Here is a 21,604-nt window from a genome sequence, read left to right on the forward strand (position 1 = left end):
TGTAACAGGCGCCACAGATTCTGGCGCCAAACACTTACTCAGCCGTCGAAGGCTTCTCCCAAAGATTGATCCCGCCTTCCTGGGCAAACCGGTCAATCTCCGCCAGCTCCTCCACGCTGAAACTCAAATTTTTCAACGCCCCGACGTTCTCGATAATCTGCTCCGGCCGGCTCGCGCCGATCAGCGCCGAAGTCACCCGAGGGTCGCGCAGCGTCCAGGCCAACGCCAGTTGCGCCAGGCTCTGGCCGCGACGCTTGGCAATCTCATTGAGCCCACGCACGTGGGCGATGTTGGCTTCAGACAGGTGCGAGGACTGCAACGAACCGCCGCCCGGACGATTGACCCGCGCGTCCTTCGGAATGCCGTTGAGGTATTTGTCGGTCAACAGACCCTGCGCCAACGGTGTGAACGCAATCACGCCGGTGCCGAGTTCGTCGGTGACATCCAGCAGATCCTTTTCCACCCAGCGATTGAGCAGGTTGTAGGCCGGTTGGTGAATCAGCAACGGCACTTTCCACTCTTGCAACAGCGCCGCCATCTCACGGGTTTTCACCCCGGAATACGACGAGATGCCGATGTACAACGCCTTGCCCTGCTGCACCGCCGTGGCCAGCGCGCTGGCGGTTTCTTCCAGCGGCGTGTCCGGGTCGAAACGGTGGGAGTAGAAAATATCCACGTATTCCAGGCCCAGACGCTGAAGGCTCTGATCAAGGCTGGCCAGCACGTATTTACGCGAACCACCGCCCTGCCCATAAGGACCGGGCCACATGTCCCAACCCGCCTTGCTCGAGATGATCAGCTCGTCGCGATACTGTTTGAAGTCTTCACGCAGCAAACGACCGAAGTTGGTCTCGGCACTGCCATACGGCGGACCATAGTTATTGGCGAGATCGAAGTGGTTGATCCCCAGATCGAACGCCGTGCGCAGCAACGAGCGCTGGGTGTCGATCGGCGTGCTGTCGCCGAAGTTGTGCCACAGGCCCAGGGACAACGCCGGCAACACCAGACCGCTGCGACCGACGCGGCGGTAAGGGATGGAATCGTAGCGGTTTTCGGCAGCGGTGTAGGTCATCGAATCCTCTCTTGTCTGTCTTGAAGTTGGTATCGACTGCTTCGCAAGTTGCCCAGCATACGCCCAGACAAACGTCGATAAACCTCGGACTTGAGGAAATGCTGAAACGTTTCACATATTTTCGATTGGAGGGGCTAACGCGCCCCCGCAAACACCTCCCCCAACCAATCCACAAACACCCGAACCCGTGGCGACATGTGTCGGTTGTGCGGATACAACACTGAAACCGGCATCGGTGGTGGCGGTGTATCGATCAGGACTTCCTGCACCAGGCCCTGGGCGATCTGCGTTTCCATTCGGTAATGCGGGCACTGGATCAAGCCCAGTCCGGCAATGGCCGAGGCTGCGTAGATTTCTGCGCCGAACACCGAGATCGCGCCCTCGATGGCGACTTCCTGCAATTCGCCATCGACCATGAATTCGAACGGGAACAACTTCGCCGTGGTGCGCGAGACGTAGTTCACCGCGCGATGGTGTTTGAGGTCTTCGAGGGATTTTGGCTCGCCGTATTTGCGCAGATAAGCCGGGCTGGCGCAGGTGATCTGGCGCAGGTTGGCGACACGTTTGCCGATCAGCGCCGAATCACCCAGCGTGCCGGCGCGCAGTACACAGTCGACGCCTTCGGCGATCAGGTCGACAAAGCGGTCGGCCTCGCTGATGGACAGTTCGATGTCCGGATAGCGCTCCATGAATTGCGGCAAGGCGGGGATGACAAAACTCTTGGCCAGCGTGCCATGCAAATCCACCCGCAATCGCCCCTTCGGCGCGACGCTGCGAAAAGCCAGTTCAGCTTCTTCCAGTTCCGCCAGCAATTGCACACAGCGCAAGTAGTACGCCTCGCCATCCAGCGTAGGACGCACCTTACGCGTACTGCGCTCCAATAAACGCGTACCGAGCCAGGCTTCGAATTGGTTCAGCGTGTGGGTCAGGGTTGCCCGTGGCAGGTTCAGGTCTTCGGCGGCCAGGGTGAAGCTGCTGCGCTCGTAGATCCGCACGAACACCTTCATCGCTTTGACTTGATCCATGGCGTTCGAGACCTTTGATTGTTGGCGATTATTGAACAGTCAAGGCAACTCTCGTGCATTTATCCGCCTGAGTAAACATGTGAGTCTGGCTTCACCCCTAACAGACACCCTCAAAGGATTCACCGCCATGACTACTCAAACTTCGAAAGTTGCCATCGTGACCGGCGCCTCCCGCGGCATCGGCGCCGTGATCGCCAAACAACTGGCCAGCGAAGGTTTCGCCGTCGCCATCAACTACGCCAACAGCGCCACTGAAGCCTCAAAGCTGGTCGTTGAACTGCGTCAAGCCGGCCACCAAGCCATAGCGATCAAGGCTGACGTGGCCAATGCCGACGATGTACGCCGGATGTTCGACGAAACCGAAACGCAATTGGGCAAAGTCGATGTGCTGATCAACAACGCCGGCATTCTCAAAGTGATGCCGCTGGCGCAGCACACGGACGAACTGTTCGATCAAAACTTCAACATCCACGCCCGCGGCACTTTCAACACGCTGCGTGAGGCGGCGACCCGTTTGAACAGCGGTGGCCGGATCGTCAATTTCTCCAGCAGCACCGTTGGCATGAACCTGCCGGGCTACGCCGTATACATCGCCAGCAAAGCCGCGGTGGAGTCCCTGACTCAGGTGTTCGCCAAGGAAATGCGCGGTCGCAACATTACCGTCAACGCTGTTGCGCCTGGCCCGGTGGCGACCGATTTGTTTTTGCACGGCAAGAGCGAGGAGCAGATTCAGAACTTCGCGAAGATGGCGCCGCTGGAACGCCTGGGGCAGCCGGAAGACATCTCCCGCGTTGTGTCTTTCCTGGTCGGCCCGGATTCGGCGTGGGTCAATGGACAGATTCTGCGGGTGAATGGCGGGTTGGTTTAAGCTGCTATGTAGGCAGGATTGACGCCATCGCTGGCAAGCCAGCTCCTACAGTGGATCTGCGTCGTTCACAGAACCCATGTAGGAGCTGGCTTGCCAGCGATGAGGGCCTCAAACGCAACACACTTCTGAAGGGAGGAACGCATCATGCACACCACGATCATCATCACCTTCGGCCTGGTCCTCCTGGCGCTGATGCTGTTCATCGGCGAGAACATCGGCTTCAGCCGCCAGACGCTGACCTACAGCTTCATCGTGTTGTGGCTGGCCCTGACGATGATCAACGGCGCCATCGGCGTGGTCACCGCCGGCCAGTCCGTGACCACGGAGCTGGTGGTCGGCAGCATCGTGTTCAGCATCCCGGTGGCGGCGCTGGTGCTGTTCATGGTGATGAGCAGCGAGGCCTGAGCTCAACGCACCAGATGCAAAAACTGCAGGTGCCGCTCGTACTGATCGAGGATGTCGTTGATGACCTGGTCCTTGGTGTAACCCACCAGATCGTAGTCCTGACTGCCCTCGCTCAGGTGCACTTCGGCCCGATAATAACGACGATTGTTGAGTTCCTTGGAACCCATGCCGCCACGGGCGAATGACGGCGTGAAGTAGCCACGCATCTGCACCTGATAGATGAACGGATGCTGCTCGCCGTGACCGATTTCCAGGCTGACGCTGTCGTTTGCCGGATCGGGTTGAGTGATTACGTTCAAACCCTTCTCGACGAACACCGCCGACACCTCTTCAATCGCCGGGCGCACCGTCGTGTCGAGGAAGCGATAGACCTCATCCCGCGACGGGAAATGCACAGCCTGACTCAAACGCTGACGCCAACCGCCGCGCCGCGATCCGGACACCGGCGCCAGGGAATGCAGCTGCGCGATCTGCTTCTGCGACTCCAGATAAAACGCCTTGTGCAGGCCCCACATCATCAGCAGCAAGATCATTGAGAACGGCAACGAAGTCAGCACCACCGCTGACTTCAGCGCATCGATGCTGCCCGAAAACAGCAGCGCACTGGTGACCAGCGCGGTCATCGCGCCCCAGAACACCCGCAGCCATTTCGGCCCGTCTTCATCCGGGTTACCGCCCTTGGCCGAGAGTGTCGACAGCACCACGGTGCCGGAGTCGGCCGAGGTGACGAAGAACACGAAGCTGATGAACACCGTGACCGCGATGACGGTTTTGCTCCACGGATAGGTTTCCAGCAGCAGGTACAACGTCATCGATGGGTTATCGATGGCCGACATGCCGAGCGCGCTCATGCCGTGGTTAAGCACCTGGTCGATGGCGCTGTTGCCGAAAATCGACATCCACGCCAGGGTGAAACCGAGCGGAATCAACAGCACGCCGAAGACGAATTCGCGAATGGTGCGGCCACGGGAAATACGTGCGATGAACAGGCCCACGAACGGCGACCACGCGATCCACCACGCCCAGTAGAACACCGTCCAGCCGCCCAGCCAGTCGCTGGGTTTGTCGTAGGCGTAGAGGTCGAAACTTTTCATCGGCAAGGCGCCGAGGTAGTCGCCGAGGTTCTGGATCAGGGTATTGAGCAAGTGCTGCGTAGGGCCGGCGAACAACACGAACAGCAGCAGCGCACAGGCCAGCAGCATGTTGATGTCGGACATCACCCGCACGCCTTTATCGACGCCGGCCACTGCGACGATGATCGCCGCGCCCATCATCAGCGTGATCAGGCCGACCTGAATCCATTGGGTGTGAGCGATGCCGAACAGGTAATCCAGGCCCGAGTTGAGGTGCAACACGCCGAAGCCCATGTCGGCACCGAGGCCGAACACCGTGGCGATGATGCCGAAGCCATCCACCGCATAACCGATCGGGCCGTTGATGCGTTTTCCGATCAGTGGGTACAGCGCCGAACGCAAGGCCAGCGGCAGGTTATGCCGGTACGCGAAGTAGGCCAGCGCCATGCCGACGAAGGCGAACACGCCCCAGCCGTGCAGGCCCCAGTGCAGAAACAGAATCTGCATCGCCTGGCGCGCCGCATCCGCTGTGCCGGCCTCGCCTTGCGGCGGTTGCAGCATGTGGGTCAGCGGTTCAGACACGCAAAAGAAGAACAGCGTGATGCTGATCCCGGCGGCGAACAGCATGCCGGCCCAGGACAGGTAACTGAATTCGGGCTCGTCGTGGTCGGCACCGAGCTTGATCTTGCCGTAGCCGGACAAGGCGGTGACCACCACGAAGACCAGATACAGCGTCATCGCGAGCATGTAATACCAGCCGACCGTATTGGCCGCCCAGTTTTGCGCTTGCAACAGCCAGGCACCGGCTTGTTCAGGCATGGCGATAACGACGATGCCGAACAGAAAAATAAACGTCGCCGCGAAGTAAAACACCGGCGGATTCATGCGGATCTGGCCGCTGGCGGGGGTGGACGATGCACTCATGAAAGGTGCACCTCGAGGGGGTGAAACTGGGCAATCAATAACGGACTCGGCAAGGGCAAGCCTCCTGTTGTGAGCGGGCAGCAAACCGACGGTTTAACTTGAATGAGCGTTCAAGTTAAACATGGATAGGGGGCTAAGGACTAATCGCAGGGCTCGGCGGTAGTGTTCGTACGCTAGCTCAAGGATGGGTATGACGTGGGGTTTGGGGGATTTGTTCAGTGGGGAATTGGGTGGATGCCGTTATCGCGGTTTGTCTTGAAACCGATCGCCAGCAAGCCGGCTCCTACAGGTTTTGTGTCGCTCACAAAATGATCGTTCGACACAAACTTTGTAGGAGCCGGCTTGCCGGCGATGGCGTCAGAAAGGCCGCTAAAGCCTTCGGGCCTTACTTCTGCGTCCCATCATCATGCTGCAAATTCGCCTGCGTCAGGTTGGCCCCTGCCGGCACACTGCGGGTCAGCCAGACATTGCCGCCAATGGTCGAACCCTTGCCGATGGTGATCCGCCCCAGAATGGTCGCGCCGGCATAAATCACCACATCGTCCTCAACAATCGGATGCCGCGGATGGCCCTTCTGCAGCTGACCATCTTCATCCGCAGGGAAGCGTTTGGCGCCCAGGGTCACGGCCTGATAAATCCGCACACGCTCGCCGATGATCGCGGTCTCGCCGATCACCACGCCCGTCCCGTGATCGATGAAGAAACTACGGCCAATCTGCGCGCCCGGGTGAATGTCGATACCGGTCGCCGAGTGCGCGATTTCTGCACTGATCCGCGCCAGCAGCGGCAGCCCCGCACGGTACAAATGGTGGGCGAGGCGATGGTGAATCACCGCCAGAATCCCCGGATAGCACAGCAGCACTTCATCGACGCTGCGGGCCGCCGGGTCACCGTGATAGGCCGCCAGCACATCGGTGTCCAACAGGCTGCGCAGGCCTGGCAGGGCGAGTGCGAAGTCCTGGATGATCTGGATCGTTTTGGCTTCGACTTCAGTGTCGGCCGAGGCACTGTGGCGAGCGGCGTAACGCAGTTCGAGCCGTGCCTGCCCCAGCAACGCATTCAACGCGACATCCAGCGTGTGACCGACATAAAAGTCTTCACTCTCCTCGCGCAGGTCCACCGGCCCCAGTCGCATCGGGAACAACGCCCCGCACAACGCTTCAAGAATCTCCGCCATGGCCGCTCGGGAAGGCAACTCGCGGCCACCCTGCTCGCCGCTGGCGCGGCCGTTTTGTGCACGCCACTCGTCACGCGCCGTGCGCAGTTGGCTGACGATGGTCTGCAATTGCCAATGGCTGGAACGCTCGCTCACGGTAAAAACTCCACACGGGCGGCCGGACTGTCTGGCCGCACTGACGGCGATTACTTTACGGCAAGGTCTGGAAACCGAATTAAGAACTGATTGTGCTGTGCTCAGCACTTTTGGCTATAAGTAGTCTTGCCGGTTGCCCATGCATTTGGGCGTGCCTATAGTCCTGACATCTCCCACCGCCAGTACGGACCCATGATCAAACAACAGCTCGCCCGTTTTGACCGCCTCGATCTGCTCGGCCACCCGACCCCTCTGGAAAAACTCGAACGCCTGTCAGCCTGGCTGGGCCGCGACGTGTACGTCAAACGCGATGACCTGACGCCGCTGGCGATGGGCGGCAACAAGCTGCGCAAACTCGAATACCTGGGAGCCGATGCGCTGGCCCAGGGCGCAGACACGCTGATCACCGCCGGCGCGCTGCAATCCAACCACGTGCGCCAGACCGCCGCCCTCGCCGCCAAACTGGGCCTGGGATGCGTAGCGTTGCTGGAAAATCCTTTGGGTACCGAAGACGCCAACTATGTCGGCAACGGCAATCGGCTGCTGCTTGACCTGTTCGATGCCAAGGTCGAGTTGGTGGACAACCTCGACAACGCCGATGAGCAACTGGAAGCATTGGCCGCACGCCTGCGCAGCAACGGCAAAAAGCCGTATCTGGTGCCGATTGGTGGCTCCAATGCGTTGGGCGCTCTGGGTTATGTGCGCGCCGGGCTGGAATTGGCCGAACAGATCAAGGACACCGGCCTGACCTTCGCCGCCGTCGTGTTGGCATCGGGCAGCGCCGGGACCCACAGCGGCCTGGCGCTCGCGTTGAGCGAAGCACTGCCGGATTTGCCAGTGATTGGCGTGACGGTTTCGCGCAGCGAAGAAGATCAGCGGCCGAAGGTTCAAGGCCTCGCCGAGCGCACCGCAGCGCTGTTGGGCGTCAGCCTGCCGACAAGTTTCAAGGTTGAGTTGTGGGACGAATATTTCGGCCCGCGCTATGGCGAGCCGAATGCCGGGACGTTGTCGGCGGTAAAACTGGTTGCGAGCCAGGAAGGCTTGTTGCTGGACCCGGTGTATACCGGCAAGGCGATGGCGGGATTGCTGGACGGGATTGGGCGTCAGCGTTTTGATGAAGGACCGATCATTTTCCTGCACACCGGTGGGGCGCCGGCGTTGTTTGCCTACCATTCGGCGTTCTGAGAGCGCTGCGCGCTCTATCGTCGGAACGCCGCCCGCAGCAAGCCGGCTCCTACAAGTTCGTGTCGTTAAGAAATTTATAGTCCGACACAAACCCTGTAGGAGCCGGCTTGCTGGCGATAGCGGTCTACCTGACACATATTCCTTTAAAGAATAACAAACGCAATATTTATTATTTTCCTATCTATAAGCACCATCATATAGTCACGCCGCAGGCGAATTTGCAGCGAGACGCATACGCTGCTTTAGGGCAGGATATCGCAGTCGTCCAAATCCCGATTTTGCCAACATTCCTAAAAGCGTCTTCATAAGAAATCACAGGGGCTTGTCATGAATTTTTCCGCACTACGTCGAAATCTGCTGGTGGGTTCGCTGGGCCTGGCGCTGAGCGCCGGTCTGCTGGGGCAAGCGGTTGCCGGTGAGCAACTGCAAAAAATCAAGGACGCTGGCGTGATCAACGTCGGCCTGGAAGGCACTTACCCACCGTTCAGCTTCGTTGACGCCGACGGCAAACTGACCGGCTTCGAAGTCGAGTTCTCCGAAGCCCTGGCCAAAGAGCTGGGCGTGAAGGTCAAACTGCAACCGACCAAATGGGACGGCATCCTCGCGGCGCTGGAATCCAAGCGTCTGGACGCAGTGGTCAACCAGGTGACCATCTCCGAAGAACGCAAGAAGAAGTATGACTTCTCCGAGCCGTACACCGTTTCCGGGATTCAGGCGCTGGTGCTGACCAAAAAGGCTGCCGAGCTGAACATCAAGTCTGCCGCCGACCTGGCTGGCAAGAAAGTCGGCGTAGGCCTGGGCACCAACTACGAGCAGTGGGTTAAAGCCAACGTGCCGACCGCTGACGTGCGCACCTACGAAGATGATCCGAGCAAGTTCGCAGACCTGCGTAACGGCCGCACCGACGCCATCCTGATCGACCGCCTCGCCGCACTGGAATACGCCAAGAAGGCCAAAGACACTTCCGCCGCCGGCGAAGCGTTCTCCCGTCAGGAAGCCGGCATTGCTCTGCGCAAAGGCGAGCCTGAACTGCTGGCAGCAGTGAACAAGGCCATCGACAAGCTGCGTGCCGACGGTACGCTGAAAAAGCTTTCGGAAAAATACTTCAGCGCTGACGTCACCAAATAATGGGAGAGGCTTTCCAACTTGCGCTGGACTCCGCGCCCTTCCTGCTGAAGGGCGCGTACTACACGGTAATCCTCAGCCTGGGCGGGATGTTTTTCGGCCTGGTGATGGGGTTCGGCCTGGCGTTGATGCGCCTGTCGCGCTTCAAACTGGTGAGCTGGCTGGCCCGCATCTACGTGTCGTTCTTTCGCGGCACGCCGTTGCTGGTGCAACTGTTCGTGATCTATTACGGCTTGCCGCAACTGGGTATCGAACTTGATCCGCTGCCGGCGGCCCTGATCGGCTTCTCGCTGAACATGGCCGCGTACGCCTGCGAAATCCTGCGTGCCGCGATCAGCTCCATCGAGCGTGGCCAGTGGGAAGCCGCCGCGAGTATCGGCATGACCCGCGCGCAGACATTGCGCCGGGCCATCCTGCCGCAAGCGATGCGCACGGCATTGCCGCCGCTGGGCAACAGCTTCATCTCGCTGGTCAAGGACACGGCGCTGGCCGCCACCATTCAGGTGCCGGAACTGTTCCGTCAGGCGCAGCTGATTACCGCCCGGACTTTCGAAATTTTCACCATGTATCTTGCCGCCGCACTGATCTACTGGGTTCTGGCCACGGTGCTCTCGCACCTGCAGAACAAGTTGGAAGAGCGGGTCAATCGGCACGACCAGGAGTCCTGACCCCATGATTGTCGTGGAAAAACTGACAAAGCAGTTCAAGGGTCAAGTAGTGCTTAACGGCATTGATCTGGAAGTGAAGGAAGGCGAGGTGGTGGCAATCATCGGGCCGAGCGGCTCGGGGAAAACCACGTTCCTGCGTTGCCTGAATTTTCTCGAAGAACCCTCCAGCGGCCGGATCAAGGTCGGTGACATCGAGATCGATGGCAGCCGCCCGTTGAACCAGCAGCAGGGCCTGGTGCGGCGCTTGCGTCAGCACGTCGGCTTCGTGTTCCAGAACTTCAACCTGTTCCCGCATCGCACCGCCCTGGAAAACGTCATCGAAGGCCCGATCATCGTCAAGAAGATCGCGCACGCCGAAGCCGTTGCCCTGGGTAAAAAGCTGCTGGCCAGGGTTGGCCTGGCAGGCAAGGAAGACGCGTACCCGCGACGCCTTTCCGGTGGACAGCAACAGCGTGTGGCGATTGCCCGTGCGCTGGCGATGGAACCGGAAGTGATTCTGTTCGACGAACCCACCTCGGCACTCGATCCGGAGCTGGTGGGGGAAGTGCTGGCGACCATCCGCAGCCTCGCCGAGGAGAAGCGCACCATGGTCATCGTGACCCACGAAATGGGCTTTGCCCGCGACGTGGCCAACCGCGTGGTGTTTTTCGACAAGGGTGTGATCGTCGAGCAAGGCGAAGCCAAAGAATTGTTTGCCCATCCGAAAGAAGAACGGACAAAACAGTTTCTCAGCAAGTTCCTGAACAACGCTCAACACTGAGCCGCCATGACAGCGATATAAATTTCCACGGATGGAAGTTACATCGAAACTTCATACTCCCCTTCAACTGCTACTAAAACCACTCTTACAATTTACCCCTCTTTCAATAATCGCGTGCGGTACATATATATGTCCTGCGATAGATTATCCTCGCCTAAAATCCACAAAACACTTGCGCACTGCCATACGAACAACCGGCGCCTCCCACCTCAAAAAACCGCTGATTCGGTGGGTATGTTCGACAAGTCGATGGGGCTTCCGGACCTGAAAGCGTAGGAGCTTTCTGAATAACGAAAGATTCGTTACTTAACTAACCAACTCTATTGACACTTATTCCAGCACACTCTTATCTAGTCTCCGGCAAACGAACTCATCACGTTCAGTCATTGTTCATACGCAAGTAATGAGCCGTTTGTGGCTCGGCCAATCAGTTCTTTCAGAAACGGACTTCGCTGCAAGACTTCAAGGAGAAACCCATGAAACATACTTCGAAAAAACCCGAACTTGCGGCACCGACCGTGGAGCAATCCCATCGGAGCGGCATCAACATCACCTCGGCTTCTCACCTGCTGATCGCCGTCGCGCCTTATCCCGGCATGGACGAAGGCGACTTGATCGAACTGTTCTGGGACAACTGCTACGTGGCCTCCAGGGTGCTGAACACCCTGGACGTCGGCAAATCCGTCAGCCTGCGCGTGCCGCAAAGCTTCATCGCCAACGGCTCCTCTCGCATTCACTACCGGCTGATGCAGGTCGGCCATGGGCCAGCGCTGTCACCGACAACCCGCGTACAGGTCAAGCTCGACTGCCCGGGAGGCCAACCCTCTGCCCTGTACGGCGATGAAATCCAGAGCCTGGCGCCGGTGAGCATTCCCGAAACCATCCGGCGTCAGGGCGTCAACCCGAACCAGATCAAGCGCGGCGTTCCCTTGACCATCGAGCCGTACCTGAACATGGCCATCGACGATGAAATCACCCTGCGCTGGGGCGATGTGCGCATGGACCTGCCACGGCTCAAGGCTGGCGATGTGGGCCAGCCGATTCAGGTCTGGGTGCCGCCGGCGATCATTCTTGAAGCCGGCGAAGACCTGCGGCTGGAAGTGACCTACTGCATCCTCGACCGCGTGGGTAATAACTCTCGCTGGGCGCCGGCGCGTACGTTGAAGATTGGGTGTGCCAATCCGTATCTCAAAATCCCGCAGAGGGAAGTGCTTATGGCTGCAGAATCCCGAAAAAATTGAGATCCATACCATCCCCTGTAGGAGCGAAGCTTGCTCGCGAAAAACGATAACGCGTCGTGTCAGAACTGACGCCTTCGCGAGCAAGTCGGATCGCCGCACCGTTCGCTCCTACAAAAGCCCACCGCAGGGTGTTTCTGTTGCTACAAGAACAAAGTGTTGCCCTGCGTACAGTTGCTCACGACACACTTCTATCCATATTCCTAAAAGTTAGTTTATTTAATTTTTATACACGCTTAGGGTATATAAACCGGACCACCGGACATTCTTGTTTTTACTTCGCCGCATCCATCGCGGCGTTCCATGAGATGTGAGGTAGGTATGGTCCGGAACACAATCACCCCAGTGCAGATCGCCAGGGCATTGCGTGCAGCAGCCAAGGAGCGGCACTGATGTCCAGTCTGGCAGATGCAATCGTCCAGAGTGATCTGGACATCGCCCCGTTGTTGTTGCCCGCGCAGGTGTTGCGCAACGACGCACAAGCAATCAAGGCCGCCCATGAGCTGGCGCAGGTCGCCCGCCAACAAGCGGCTAAACGCGACCGTCAGCGCAAACTGCCGTGGTCGGAAATCGAACAGTTCACCCGCAGCGGCCTGGGCAGCATTGCCATCCCGCGCGAATACGGCGGCCCGCAGGTTTCGTTCGTCACCCTGGCCGATGTTTTTGCGATCATTTCCGCAGCCGATCCGGCACTGGGACAGATCCCGCAGAACCAGTTCGGCATTCTTAACCTGGTGCTCGGCAGCGCTACCGAAGCGCAGAAAAAACAACTGTTCAAAAGCGTGCTCGAAGGTTGGCGCATCGGCAATGCCGGGCCGGAACGCGGCACCAGGAACACTCTGGAACTCAAGGCACGGATCACCGCCGACGGCGACGGATTTGTCATCAGCGGGCAGAAGTTCTACTCCACCGGCGCCCTCTTCGCCCACTGGGTAGCGGTCAAGGCGCTGAATGACGACGGCAAGCAAGTGCTGGCCTTCGTCCGTCGCGGCACACCGGGTTTGCGAATCGTTGATGACTGGTCCGGTTTCGGCCAGCGCACTACCGCCAGCGGCACCATTTTGCTCAACAACGTGCGGGTCGACGCCGAGCTGGTGGTGGACAACTGGAAGATCAACGACAAGCCGAACATCCAGGGCGCCGTCTCGCAGTTGATTCAAGCGGCCATCGACGCCGGCATCGCTCGCGGCGCCATCGACGACGCCATCGAGTTCGTGAAAACCCGTGCCCGCCCATGGATCGACGCCAAGGTCGAACGCGCCAGCGATGATCTTTATGTGATCGCCGACATCGGCAAACTGAAAATCGAACTGCACGCCGCTGAAGCGCTGCTGCGCAAAGCCGGGCAGGTACTCGATCAGGTCAACGCCGCGCCGCTCACCGCCGAGTCCGCCGCCCGCGCCTCGATTGCCGTGGCCGAAGCCAAGGTACTGACCACCGAGATCTCGCTGCAGGCCAGCGAAAAGCTCTTCGAACTGGCCGGCAGCCGCGCCACCCTCGCCGAATTCAACCTCGACCGCCACTGGCGCAACGCCCGCGTGCACACGCTGCACGATCCGGTGCGCTGGAAGTATCACGCCGTCGGCGCCTATCACCTCAACGGCACGCTCCCCGCTCGCCACTCCTGGATTTAACGACCAGACACCTGGAGAAACACATGACAATTTCTCACCACGTCGCGGTCATAACCAGCGATGAGCAAGCCCTGATCGTCGCCAGTGACCTGGCGGAAGATTTCAAACGCGACAGCGCCCTGCGCGACCGTGAACGCCGTTTGCCGCACCCGGAACTGGAAGTGTTTTCCCGCTCGGGCCTGTGGGGCATCAGCGTGCCAAAAGAGTACGGCGGCGCCGGGGTTTCCAACGTCACGCTGGCCAAGGTAATCGCCTTGATCGCCCAGGCTGACGGCTCCCTCGGGCAAATTCCGCAGAACCATTTTTACGCCCTCGAAGTGCTGCGCGTGAACGGCAGCACCGAGCAGAAAAAACGTCTCTATGCAGAAGTGCTTGCCGGCCAGCGTTTCGGCAATGCACTTGCCGAACTCGGCACCAAAACCGCACACGATCGCGTCACCAGCCTGACCCGCGACGGTGACGGCTATCGCATCAACGGCCGCAAGTTTTACGCAACGGGCGCAATCTACGCGCAACGCATCCCGACCTCGGTGGTGGATGAAAACGGCGTGCAGCAACTCGCATTCGTACCACGCGACAGCAAAGGCCTGACAGTCATCGACGACTGGAGCGGTTTCGGCCAGCGCACCACCGGCAGCGGTTCGGTGGTGTTCGAAGACGTCTTTGTGGCCGCCGAAGACGTGATCCCGTTTCAAAGCGCCTTCGAACGCCCGACCCCGGTCGGCCCGTTGGCGCAGATTCTTCACGCCGCCATCGACACCGGCATCGCCCGCGCTGCCTATGAAGACGCGCTGCATTTTGTGCGGACCAAAACCCGTCCATGGATCGACGCCACACACGAAAAAGCCATCGACGACCCGCTGACCATCAAGAGCTTCGGCCACCTGAGCATTCGTCTGCACGCCGCCGAAGCCCTGCTGGAACGCTCCGGCGAATTCCTCGACAAGGCTCAAGCTGACACGAACGCACAGACCGTTGCCGCCGCGTCGATTGCCGTCGCCGAAGCCCGCGCCATCAGTACCGAAATCTCCCTTGCTGCTGGCAGCACGCTGTTTGAACTGGCCGGCAGCCAGGCGACCCTGATCGAACACGGACTGGATCGCCACTGGCGCAACGCTCGGGTGCACACGCTGCACGACCCGGTGCGCTGGAAGTATCACGCCGTGGGCAACTACTACCTCAACGATGAAAACCCTCCGTTGCGAGGGACCATCTGATGGCCGGTGAGAAAAAGAAGATCCTGCTCAACGCGTTCAACATGAACTGCATCGGGCACATCAATCATGGCTTGTGGACGCACCCACGGGACACCTCCACCCAATACAAAACCATCGAGTATTGGACCGAACTGGCGCAGTTGCTGGAGCGCGGTTTGTTCGACGGCTTGTTCATCGCCGACATCGTCGGCGTGTACGACGTCTACCAGAACTCGGTGGACGTACCGCTGAAAGAATCGATCCAGTTGCCGGTCAACGACCCGCTGCTGCTGGTCTCGGCGATGGCGGCCGTGACGAAAAACCTCGGTTTCGGCCTGACCGCCAACCTGACGTACGAACCGCCGTACCTGTTCGCCCGACGCATGTCGACCCTCGATCACCTGAGTCGCGGTCGGGTCGGCTGGAACATCGTCACCGGTTACCTCGACAGCGCCGCCAAAGCCATGGGCCTGAGCGAACAAGTCGAGCACGACCGTCGTTACGACCAGGCCGATGAATACCTCGAAGTGCTCTACAAACTCTGGGAAGGCAGTTGGGAAAACGATGCGGTGCTCAACGATCCGCAGCAACGGATCTACGCGCAGCCAGACAAAGTGCACAAGGTCGAACACAAGGGCGAGTTCTATCAGATCGAGGGTTATCACCTCTGCGAACCTTCGCCGCAACGCACGCCGGTGCTGTTCCAGGCCGGCAGTTCGGATCGCGGTTTGCTGTTCGCCGGGCGCCATGCCGAGTGTGTGTTCATCAGCGGCCAGAACAAACCGTCGACCAGGGTTCAGGTGGACAAGGTGCGCGCCAGCGCCGTTGAAGCCGGGCGCAATCCTGAGGACATCAAGGTGTTCATGGGGCTGAATGTGATCGTCGGCGCCACCGAAGAACTCGCCTGGGCCAAGCACGCCGAGTACTTGAGCTACGCCAGCGCCGAGGCTGGCGTGGCGCATTTCTCGGCATCGACCGGCATCGATTTTTCCGAGTACGCCATCGACGAACCGATCCAGTACGTGAAGAGCAACGCGATTCAATCGGCTACCAAAAACCTGCAAAACAACGACTGGACCCGGCGCAAATTGCTCGAACAACACGCCCTCGGTGGCCGCTACATCACGGTGGTGGGCTCGCCGGAGCAAGTGGCCGATGAGCTGGAATCGTGGATCGCCGAGACCGGGCTGGATGGCTTCAACCTGACGCGGATCGTCACGCCGGAAAGCTATGTGGATTTCATCGAACTGGTGATTCCCGAGTTGCAGCGGCGTGGGTCGTACAAGACCGCTTATGACGATGGCAGCCTGCGGGAGAAGCTGTTTCACGCAGAGGCGCACTTGCCTGAGCAACACACCGGCTCCGCGTTTCGCCGTTAAAAGCTTCGCCAGCAAGCCGGCTCCTACAAGGACACCGCATTCCCCTGTAGGAGCCGGCTTGCTGGCGATGAGGCCCGCACCAACACCACACATTTAATGCACTGACTGGAAAACTCATCATGAAAAAGCACTATCTCTCTCACCCAGTCAAAGCACTGGCCCTGGCCCTCGGCCTCTTCAGCTCGATCACCTTCGCCGCCGACGCGCCGCTGAAAGTCGGCACCACCGCCGCCTTCGCCATCCCGCTGGAAGCCGCCGTCGCAGAAGCCAACAAACAAGGCCTGAAAGTCGAACTCGTCGAGTTCACCGACTGGATCGCGCCCAACGTCAGCCTCGCCGCCGGCGACATCGACGTGAACTACTTCCAGCACGTGCCGTTCCTGGAAAACGCCAAGGCCGCCGCCGGTTTTGACCTGGTGCCGTTCGCACCGGGCATCATCAACAACGTCGGCCTCTACTCGAAGAAATACAAAAGCTTCGACGAACTGCCGGAAGGCGCCAGCGTCGCCATCGCCAACGACCCGATCAACAGCGGTCGCGGCCTGCAACTGCTGGCCAAGGCCGGCCTGATCACACTCAAGCCGGGCGTCGGCTACAAGGCCACCGAAGAAGACATCATCGCCAACCCGAAGAAAATCAAAATCCTGCAAGTCGAAGCGGTGCAACTGGTGCGCGCCTATGACGACGCCGATCTGGTGCAGGGCTACCCGGCCTACATCCGTCTGGCGAAGACCTTCGATGCCGGTTCCGCGCTGCTGTTCGACGGTCTCGATCACAAGGAATACGTGATCCAGTTCGTGATCCAGCCGAAAAACAAAGCCGACCCGCGCCTGATCAAATTCGTCGACATCTACCAGCATTCGCCAGCCGTTCGCGCAGCGTTGGATAAGGCCCACGGCAAACTCTATCAAGCCGGTTGGGAAAGCTGAGAATGACGGCCGCGATCCAACGGCGACTGGATATTCCAGAGCCTCAAAAAGCCGAACAGACCGAACTGCACCCGGACCTGAATCGTGCTCACGTGCGCTTCATCGGCCTGGGCAAAACCTACAACGGCCAGCAAGGTCCGGTGGCGGCGTTGCACGGCATCGACCTGGCGATCCAGCGCGGTGAAGTGTTCGGCATCATCGGCCGCAGCGGCGCCGGCAAGTCGTCGCTGATCCGCACCATCAACCGCCTCGAACAACCCAGCACCGGGCGTGTGTTGATCGACCAGGTGGACATCGGCGAGTTCGATGAAGACCGCCTGGTGGCGCTGCGTCGGCGCATCGGCATGATCTTCCAGCACTTCAACCTGATGTCGGCCAAGACGGTTTGGCAGAATGTCGAGTTGCCACTGAAAGTCGCCGGCGTGCCCAAGGAAAAACGCGAGCAGAAAGTTCGTGAACTGCTGGAACTGGTCGGCCTGCAAGAGAAGCACAAGGCTTACCCGGCGCAGCTTTCCGGCGGGCAGAAACAGCGCGTCGGCATCGCTCGCGCACTGGTGCACGACCCGGAGATTCTGTTGTGCGACGAAGCCACTTCGGCGCTGGACCCGGAGACCACGCAATCGATCCTCGGCCTGCTGCGCGAGATCAATCAGCGCCTGGGCCTGACCATCGTGCTGATCACTCACGAGATGGCGGTGATCCGCGACATCTGCGACCGCGTCGTGGTGTTGGAGCATGGCCGCATCGTTGAGCAAGGCCCGGTGTGGGAAGTCTTCGGCAACCCGCAGCATGAGGTCAGCAAAACCTTGCTCGCGCCGTTGCAACACGCGTTGCCGCAGGAGCTGCAAAGTCGTCTCCAGGCGCAACCACAGTCGTCCGACGCCGCCGTGGTCCTGCGTTTGCAATTCACCGGCAGCGCCACCGACGAACCGGATCTGGCCGCGCTGTTCGCCGCCCTCGGCGGTCGCGTGCGCTTGTTGCAAGGTGGCGTGGAACGGATTCAGGGCCATGCGCTGGGGCAATTGCTGCTGGCGGTGACCGGTTCGCCGCTGGGCGCGGAAGAACTGCGTCAACGCGCCGGCAACTGGGCACAACAGGTGGAGGTGCTGGGTTATGTGGTTTGATCGGTTGCTGCAAGGCTTCATCGACACGTTTTTGATGGTTGGCGTGTCGTCACTGATTGCGCTGCTGGCGGGGATTCCGCTGGCGGTGATCCTGGTCACCAGCTCCAAGGGCGGCATCTACGAAGCACCGGCGCTGAACCGCGCCTTGGGCGCGTTCGTGAACCTGTTCCGCTCGATTCCGTTTTTGATTTTGATGGTGGCGTTGATTCCGTTCACGCGGTTGATCGTCGGCACCACTTATGGTGTCTGGGCGGCCGTGGTGCCGCTGACGATTGCGGCCACGCCGTTCTTTGCGCGTATCGCCGAAGTCAGTTTGCGGGAAGTGGATTACGGCTTGATCGAGGCCGCGCAAGCGATGGGATGCCGGCGTTGGCACATCGTTTGGCATGTGCTGTTGCCTGAAGCGTTGCCGGGGATTGTCGGTGGTTTCACGATCACCTTGGTGACCATGATCAACTCGTCGGCCATGGCCGGGGCGATTGGTGCGGGTGGGTTGGGGGACATCGCGTATCGGTATGGGTATCAGCGGTTTGATAGCCAGATCATGTTGACGGTGATTGTGTTGCTGGTGGTGTTGGTGGCGGTGATTCAATTGGGTGGGGATCGGTTGGCTCGGGGGTTGAATAAGCGCTGAAGAAAATAGAGGACCTGGGGGGAACGTCTCGCAAACGCCTTCCCCCGCCCGTTCAAGCAATAAAGGACTCGATTTCACTTCGCATACAGCTTTTTAAAACCGTGACCAAGAGATCGGAAAAATGAAGTTTTTCTGGTTTTCTCCAGAACGATTGGAGGCGTGACTCCGCTGGTGCCAATGGACGGTTGCACGGGTTCAGGCGCTGGTTTGGCAAGTCTCAACATAGATTCTTCATTGTAGATCTGCTGGGCAGTCATCCCTTTAGCCTCCATCTTGAAAATGATGTTCAGGCCTTCACTTTCGCCAAAATTCGCTTTGGCGGCTTCCCAGACACCTTGTTCTTTCAGGTACGTGATCAAGCCATTGAAATCTCGCTTGTACGTGTTCACCAGGCGCGCATACGTTTCGGGCGAGTCAATGGAATTGATTCGAAGTGTTGAATCAAACGACGAGCTCTCGGGAATCGGGGCATAGCTCACTGACTGTTGCTGCGGAGCAATCTCGCGAATCATCGCCTCAACGTCAATTGAGGATTCAGGTTTGTAGTGGCCGGAATGATTGTCGAAGATGAATTTTGATGAGTCGTGTTCGTCGGCTTTCAACCGTCCGGCGAAAACTGGAAGGCCCATCCCGGGCTGGATGCCCATGTGCTGAAAATACATATTGGCAAACAGACGCAGCTTGCCGTGCTGATCACGAAATGCAGCAATGGCCTGCCAGCTCGAAGAAGGCTCCCACTCGGGATCCGCCCCCTTGATCACTTCCATTCCTCGGGTATAAACCGCGTCGGATCTCATGAACGTGTTTTTCTCTTGATCCCACATCAGCTCCTCGAACCATCCGCTATAAATGGTTTTACTGCTTGGGTTGACGATATCGGCGATAAAAATATCGACTGGAATCGATAACGTGCCTTGCCAGTCGTAGAAATTAATCGGGATGTTCTTCACCATCGCATAGCGATTCAGTCCATCCTTGTCTCCTGCCGGATCTGGGCACATCCAACACTGCAACCACGGCGCGTAATACCGGAATCCGTAGTAATAGAGCCCTGTCGCATCCCGCTCATTGCCGGAATAGCGAATCGTTTTGTACTTCGCAACCAAGGCACTTTTACCCGCCCAGCATGCAGTGCCACCGAAGGCGTAATAGTGTTCCTGGGTCAGCACGCCGGCTTCGTGATCCAGCTCCAACGTGCTGGAACCGAGGTGGTCACAGAGGCTGTAACGCAGTTGATCGGCATGCGCTCCTTCGGGCCAGTGCAAGGCCCGAACACTGCAACGACCGGCTTCAACGTTGATGACATGGCGCTCTTCGCCATCGGACTGGCGGTGGATTTCCAGGTTGGGCAGGTAACGAACTTCAGTACGCCCTGTGCGGCCACTGGTCTGGCTGACATGCACCTTGCGCAGCCGATGGCCGGGCCGGTCGTAGACGTAGCCTTCGTAATCGTCGGGTTCATCGCCGCGCTTGACCAGAGTCACCCGGCTCAACTGGTTGCGGATGTCCCACGTCATCGCTTGGCCGCGCTGCAACTCCAGCTGATTGCCGCAGGCATCGAAGCCTGACTCGATGTCGGATTCCCCCGGCAGGGAACCATCGTCCCGCTGCGCCAGGCTTCGGTTGCTGCGCGCGGAGGTAAACAGCGAGAAACCCGGCGCGCCGCTATGGTGGCGAGTGATCAGATTGCCCGCCGCGTCGTACTCGAAGCGCTGGGTGTAATTGCGCCGCTGATTGGGGTCCAGCGGTGTTGGCAGTAAATCCGGCAGAGCCGGTCCGTGGCTGGGGTTGGCGACTTCCCAGCCTTTGGCTTCGACCAGTTGAGACAGGCTGTCGTAGCGGTAGTGGTTGATTGGCTCGATGCGCTGGTTATTGAACCAGGTAACGGATTGGGCCTTGTCTTCCAGCTCGGTGATGTTGCCCAACGGATCGTAGGTGTAATTCAGGTCCTGAACGGGATCTTCATTCCCGACTGCCGCCACCAACCGTATTAAACGACCGTTCTCGGCGTCGTACTCGGCTCGCGTTTGAATGCCATTGCCGGCCGTTTCGCTTTCGATCTGGTCGTGGGCGTTGTAGCGGATGTCGCTGACCAGCTGTTGTGGTTGTCTGCCCTCTCCGGCCATCAGCAGCCAGGTTTCACTCAGCTTGCCTGCCACGTCGTAGACAAAGGTTCGGTCATTGCCCATGGCATCGGTCTGGCGCTGAATCTCGCCCGTGGGAGAGAAGACGTGCCGCGTGACGAACGACTGATCTTCCAGCATCGCGTCCCGAGCCTCGAACTCGCCTGGCCAGTCCGGTGGTTCAAGGTCGATCAGGAAGCATTGGTTTTCACTCAATTGCGAACCGGCCAAACCGTAGTCGGTGACGAAGCGGGTACTGGCCGGGTTGTCATGGCGGATCAGCTTTGCGCATTGGTTATGCACAGCGAATGCCGGGGCAGAGCCGCCGTAGGTCAATCGCTCGACTACGCGCGGTAGTGCTTTGTCGGGCTGCTCAGTGACGGCTATCGGACGTTGCTGATCGTCATAGACGATGTGACGCTGACTACCTCTGGCGTCCCGGAACGAACACAGCGAGCCGGCCTGATTCAACAGGCTCAGTTGCCAGCCGGCATCGACGCTGTCCGTCAGCAACGACTGGCCACTCAACCCATGGATCGTCGCCAGATTCGGCTTCTGCGCAGACGCCCAGAAACGGGGATCCCACGACTCGACCAAACGCCCCGCCTCATCGAAAACCTGCCGGGTGATGCGTGCATCAACGTCTGGATTGTCCGGATGCCGACAGTAGCCCACGCCGCGAATTGCCAACGCTCGCGGGTCCATGACCGACAGGGTCGGCGTGTGTGGGTGAGCATTCACGGTCTTGACGTTCCTTCGCTCGTATCAAGGTAAGACTGAGCCTTTTTTGGCCGGGCCGATACTGTAAGAAGTAACAGGTAGCCGCACCGAGAGTGTTGGGGGGACGGGGGGATGAACAAGCGCTGAATCAAGGTTAGCGGTAGGAAATTCACTACAAATCGGGAAGTTTTCCCACAGAGAAATCAGCAC

General features: G+C 59.2%; 18 protein-coding genes. 13 read left to right on the top strand and 5 right to left on the bottom strand.

Annotation, left to right across the window (positions count from 1 at the left end; genetic code table 11):
* Positions 1-34: 34 nt before the first annotated feature.
* Complete coding sequence (gene mgrA / locus IB254_RS10635; protein ID WP_192417246.1) at positions 35-1,072, bottom strand: L-glyceraldehyde 3-phosphate reductase; 1,038 nt, start codon at positions 1,070-1,072, stop codon at positions 35-37.
* Positions 1,073-1,206: 134 nt separating this feature from the next.
* Positions 1,207-2,097 (bottom strand): LysR family transcriptional regulator, encoded by an 891-nt coding sequence (locus IB254_RS10640; protein WP_192417247.1) that lies wholly within the window; start codon positions 2,095-2,097, stop codon positions 1,207-1,209.
* Between the two features lie 127 nt (positions 2,098-2,224).
* Here IB254_RS10640 and IB254_RS10645 point away from each other — a divergent pair, with 127 nt between their 5' ends.
* Together IB254_RS10645 and IB254_RS10650 are read left to right on the top strand one after the other, a co-directional pair.
* A complete protein-coding gene (locus tag IB254_RS10645; RefSeq protein ID WP_192417248.1) occupies positions 2,225-2,965 on the top strand; it encodes an SDR family oxidoreductase in 741 nt (246 codons plus the stop codon).
* A 144-nt stretch (positions 2,966-3,109) separates the two neighbouring features.
* Positions 3,110-3,370: a hypothetical protein gene (locus tag IB254_RS10650; protein WP_008032471.1), complete on the top strand. Its 261-nt coding sequence runs from the start codon at positions 3,110-3,112 to the stop codon at positions 3,368-3,370.
* A gap of 2 nt (positions 3,371-3,372) precedes the next feature.
* Here IB254_RS10650 and betT read toward each other — a convergent pair whose 3' ends face one another.
* On the bottom strand, positions 3,373-5,328 hold the full coding sequence (gene betT, locus IB254_RS10655; RefSeq protein WP_192417327.1) for a choline transporter BetT: 1,956 nt from the start codon (positions 5,326-5,328) through the stop codon (positions 3,373-3,375).
* A gap of 424 nt (positions 5,329-5,752) precedes the next feature.
* Complete coding sequence (gene epsC / locus IB254_RS10660) at positions 5,753-6,679, bottom strand: serine O-acetyltransferase EpsC (protein ID WP_008032476.1); 927 nt, start codon at positions 6,677-6,679, stop codon at positions 5,753-5,755.
* A 192-nt stretch (positions 6,680-6,871) separates the two neighbouring features.
* On the opposite strand from epsC, the gene IB254_RS10665 reads away from it, so the two are divergent.
* From IB254_RS10665 to IB254_RS10715, 11 genes are all read left to right on the top strand, one after another.
* Positions 6,872-7,864 (top strand): D-cysteine desulfhydrase, encoded by a 993-nt coding sequence (locus tag IB254_RS10665; protein WP_192417249.1) that lies wholly within the window; start codon positions 6,872-6,874, stop codon positions 7,862-7,864.
* A gap of 327 nt (positions 7,865-8,191) precedes the next feature.
* Positions 8,192-8,992 carry a cystine ABC transporter substrate-binding protein gene (tcyJ, locus tag IB254_RS10670; protein ID WP_008040169.1) on the top strand — a complete coding sequence of 267 codons (801 nt, stop codon included), beginning with the start codon at positions 8,192-8,194 and terminating at the stop codon, positions 8,990-8,992.
* Positions 8,992-9,657: a cystine ABC transporter permease gene (gene tcyL, locus IB254_RS10675; protein ID WP_008032482.1), complete on the top strand. Its 666-nt coding sequence runs from the start codon at positions 8,992-8,994 to the stop codon at positions 9,655-9,657. The genes tcyJ and tcyL overlap by 1 nt, the downstream gene beginning before the upstream one ends.
* 4 nt (positions 9,658-9,661) lie before the next feature.
* Positions 9,662-10,417, top strand: a complete 756-nt coding sequence (tcyN, locus tag IB254_RS10680) for an L-cystine ABC transporter ATP-binding protein TcyN (protein ID WP_192226725.1) — start codon at positions 9,662-9,664, stop codon at positions 10,415-10,417.
* A 476-nt stretch (positions 10,418-10,893) separates the two neighbouring features.
* Positions 10,894-11,658 (top strand): hypothetical protein, encoded by a 765-nt coding sequence (locus tag IB254_RS10685; protein WP_192417250.1) that lies wholly within the window; start codon positions 10,894-10,896, stop codon positions 11,656-11,658.
* 389 nt (positions 11,659-12,047) lie between these two features.
* The gene (locus IB254_RS10690) at positions 12,048-13,289 is read left to right on the top strand and encodes an SfnB family sulfur acquisition oxidoreductase (protein ID WP_192417251.1); all 1,242 of its coding nucleotides are present in this window, start codon (positions 12,048-12,050) and stop codon (positions 13,287-13,289) included.
* Positions 13,290-13,312: 23 nt separating this feature from the next.
* Positions 13,313-14,506 carry an SfnB family sulfur acquisition oxidoreductase gene (locus IB254_RS10695; RefSeq protein ID WP_192417252.1) on the top strand — a complete coding sequence of 398 codons (1,194 nt, stop codon included), beginning with the start codon at positions 13,313-13,315 and terminating at the stop codon, positions 14,504-14,506.
* Entirely contained in the window at positions 14,506-15,864 is a 1,359-nt protein-coding gene (locus IB254_RS10700; RefSeq protein ID WP_192417253.1) for an LLM class flavin-dependent oxidoreductase, read from the top strand. The genes IB254_RS10695 and IB254_RS10700 overlap by 1 nt, the downstream gene beginning before the upstream one ends.
* 119 nt (positions 15,865-15,983) lie before the next feature.
* Positions 15,984-16,793, top strand: coding sequence for a MetQ/NlpA family ABC transporter substrate-binding protein (locus IB254_RS10705; protein ID WP_192417254.1), 810 nt, complete (start codon positions 15,984-15,986; stop codon positions 16,791-16,793).
* Positions 16,794-16,795: 2 nt separating this feature from the next.
* Positions 16,796-17,917, top strand: a complete 1,122-nt coding sequence (locus IB254_RS10710; protein WP_192417255.1) for a methionine ABC transporter ATP-binding protein — start codon at positions 16,796-16,798, stop codon at positions 17,915-17,917.
* Positions 17,907-18,551 carry a methionine ABC transporter permease gene (locus IB254_RS10715; protein ID WP_192226712.1) on the top strand — a complete coding sequence of 215 codons (645 nt, stop codon included), beginning with the start codon at positions 17,907-17,909 and terminating at the stop codon, positions 18,549-18,551. The genes IB254_RS10710 and IB254_RS10715 overlap by 11 nt, the downstream gene beginning before the upstream one ends.
* A 74-nt stretch (positions 18,552-18,625) precedes the next feature.
* On the opposite strand, the gene IB254_RS10720 is transcribed toward IB254_RS10715, so the two are convergent.
* Positions 18,626-21,415, bottom strand: coding sequence for an RHS repeat protein (locus IB254_RS10720; protein WP_192417256.1), 2,790 nt, complete (start codon positions 21,413-21,415; stop codon positions 18,626-18,628).
* Between the last annotated feature and the right edge of the window lie 189 nt (positions 21,416-21,604).

This window comes from Pseudomonas sp. PDM03 (genome assembly GCF_014852385.1).
Taxonomy (GTDB): Bacteria; Pseudomonadota; Gammaproteobacteria; order Pseudomonadales; family Pseudomonadaceae; genus Aquipseudomonas; species Aquipseudomonas migulae.